General features: G+C 62.9%; 3 protein-coding genes. 2 read left to right on the forward strand and 1 reads right to left on the reverse strand.

Translation table 11 applies throughout. From position 1 onward, the window contains the following. The coding region (gene gspG / locus ABIV12_RS09350) for a type II secretion system major pseudopilin GspG (RefSeq protein WP_348058555.1) at nucleotides 1-430 on the reverse strand (430 nt) is incomplete at its 3' end. A 45-nt stretch (nucleotides 431-475) separates the two neighbouring features. Here gspG and ABIV12_RS09355 point away from each other — a divergent pair. Together ABIV12_RS09355 and ABIV12_RS09360 are read left to right on the forward strand one after the other, a co-directional pair. Further along, nucleotides 476-1,888: an adenosylmethionine--8-amino-7-oxononanoate transaminase gene (locus tag ABIV12_RS09355; RefSeq protein WP_348058557.1), complete on the forward strand. Its 1,413-nt coding sequence runs from the start codon at nucleotides 476-478 to the stop codon at nucleotides 1,886-1,888. A gap of 327 nt (nucleotides 1,889-2,215) precedes the next feature. Next, nucleotides 2,216-2,923: alpha/beta fold hydrolase (locus tag ABIV12_RS09360; RefSeq protein WP_348058559.1), on the forward strand; the 708-nt coding region annotated here is incomplete at its 3' end.

Below are 2,923 nucleotides of genomic sequence, written 5' to 3' on the forward strand. Positions count from 1 at the left end.
ATTCGCCGTCGCCGCCGGGTTTGCCGTCGGAGCCGTAACTGTAGACGTCGATGTCGCCGTGCTGGCCCGGATGCGCGTAGAGATACGGCTTGCCCCACGGATCCTTTGCAACGCGATCAAGGTACGGACCTTTCCAGTTCGGGGCGTCGGGCTGGCCCGCCGGTTTGGTGACGAGCGCATCGAGACCCTGTTCGCTGCCGGGATAGGCGAAGTTGTCGAGCTTGTACAGGCTGAGCGCTGTGACGATGCCGGAGATGTCCTGTTTCGCGCGCGTCACGCGCGCTTCGCCAGGCCGCTCCATCACGCGCGGCACGACGATCGCGGCAAGAATGCCGAGGATCACCACGACCACGAGGATTTCGATCAACGTGAACCCGCGCGACAGCCGGCGGCAGGGAATCGCGGGGACGGTGCGGGACGGGATCGGCATGGCGGGGCTTGTGCGAATACGGGAACCGCCCGGATCATAGCAGCCATGCCCAATTCATACTCCGCGCAACTCGCGGCTCGCGATCTCGCCGTCGTCTGGCACCCGTGCACACAGATGCACGATCACGAAACCTTGCCGATGACGCCGATCGCCAGCGCACAAGGCGCGTGGCTGACCGGTCATGACGGCCGGCGCACGCTCGACGCGGTCAGTTCGTGGTGGACCTGCCTGCTCGGGCATCGACATCCGACGATCGTCGCCGCGTTGAAGGATCAACTCGACCGTCTCGACCACGTGATGCTTGCGGGATTCACGCATGAGCCGGCAATCCAGCTTGCCGAAGAACTCGTGCGCATCGCGCCCAAACCTTCGGCAACGCGGAAGCCGGCCGTCATTGATCCCGCAGACACCGACACCAGCCGAACGTTGACGCGCGTGTTCTACGCCGACAACGGTTCGAGCGCTGTCGAGGTCGCACTGAAACTAAGCTTCCACTATTGGCGCAACTGCGGTCGCGGCGAACGAACGCGCTTCATTGCACTGACCGGCGGCTATCACGGTGAAACACTCGGCGCGTTGTCGGTCACCGATGTCGCGCTGTATCGCGAAACCTATTCTCCATTGCTGCTCGCGCCGATCTTTGCGCCATCGCCTGATGCGTACGAAGGTGAACCGGGCGAATCTGCCGCGGATTGCGCAGTACGTCGGCTCGGCGAGCTGCGATCGATTCTCGAGCGCCACGCGCACGAAACGTGCGCAATCATCATCGAGCCGCTCGTGCAATGCGCCGGCGGCATGCGCATGCATGACGCGAGTTATCTCACTGGCCTTCGCGCGCTGTGCGACGAATTCGACATCCACCTCATCGCCGACGAAATTGCAGTCGGCTTCGGCCGCACCGGCACGCTGTTCGCCTGTGAGCAAGGTGGCATCGCGCCCGACTTCCTGTGCCTCTCGAAAGGACTGACCGGCGGTACATTGCCGTTGTCCGCGGTGTTGACGACGGCACACGTGTTCGATGCGTTCTATGCGGAATATTCCGCCGGAAAGGCGTTTCTGCATTCGCACAGCTACACCGGCAATCCGCTCGCCTGCCGCGCGGCGCTGGCGACTCTGTCGGTGTTGCGCGACGAACCGGTGCTCGAACGCAACCGCGTGCTGTCGGCCCATCTGGCCGCAAAGCTCGCGCCGTTGATCGATCATCCAAACGTCGCCGACGTGCGCCAGACCGGAATGATCGCCGCGCTGGAACTGGTGCGCGACAAGGAAATGCGCGCGCCGTTTCCCGCCGCCGAACGGCGCGGGCTTCGCGTGTATCGCCACGGCCTCGAGCGCGGCGTGCTGCTGCGTCCACTCGGCAACGTCGTCTACTTCATGCCGCCGTACTGCATCACGCCCGACGAGATCGACCTGATGGTCGAGGTGGCGATTGAAGGCATCGCTGCCGCAACGAAGTGAAAGCATTGGATGATCGTGACGCGCACCAGCGAGCACGATGTACCCACGACGCGAGGCAACTTAGCTGCCCGGTGGATTTGCGCGTCATACGCCGCCAGCATCTGTAACCATCATACGACAGCGGATGAATAGCCGTCCATCGCACACGCGGTTTTTCGCGATGCGCCTGCTAAGGTTTGCACGCATGAAAACCAGTGCTTTCGAACCTATTGGAGGTTCCGTTTGAATCGACCCAATCAACGCGTAGGCCCGTTGCGACCGCGTTCACCCGCCATCCACGGCACTTGGCACGGCGCGATCCAGTTCGGCGAGGTACCTATTCCCATCGTGCTGCGATTCGACAACAATGAGTCGAACCTGACAGCCTTGGCAGATTTCCCGCAGCAGCAACGCGTCGGAATTGCCGTTCGCGAATTGTCGTTCGGCGATGGCATTCTTCGATTCGCCACCCGCTCGTTTGGCGACTATGTGGGTGAACTGGGCAGCGACGGAGCGAGCATCGTTGGCGCGTTCTGGCAGCAGGAGAAGCGCCATCCGTTGACCCTGCATGCGGGCGACATGGTAAAAGTCGCGCCCGTGCGACCACAGACGCCGCAGGCTCCTTTCGGCTACTCGATCGAGCGAGCGCAGGTCGGCAATTTGGCTGCCGGACGTCTGCTGGCCGGAACGCTGACCATTCCAGCTGACCACGGGCCGCGCGCCATCGCGTTGTTGATCACCGGCTCGGGCGCGATGGACCGCGACGAAACGGTATTCGGGCACAAGCCGTTCTGGATACTCGCGGACTATCTGACCCGGAAAGGATATGCCGTGCTGCGACTGGACAATCGCGGTGTCGGCGAGTCCAGCGGCGATCGCTCGGCGATCACGCTCGCCGATGAGGCCGACGACATGGCGGCCGCAGTGGAATATCTGCAAAGTCGCCACGACCTGAAGGATGTTCCGATCGGGTTGATCGGTCACAGTATGGGAGCGCTGACCGGCATGATGCTCGCGGCGCAGCGCGCGGATATTGCATTCCTCGTATCGATGGCG

This window comes from Dokdonella sp., assembly GCF_039926425.1.
GTDB lineage: Bacteria > Pseudomonadota > Gammaproteobacteria > Xanthomonadales > Rhodanobacteraceae > Dokdonella_A.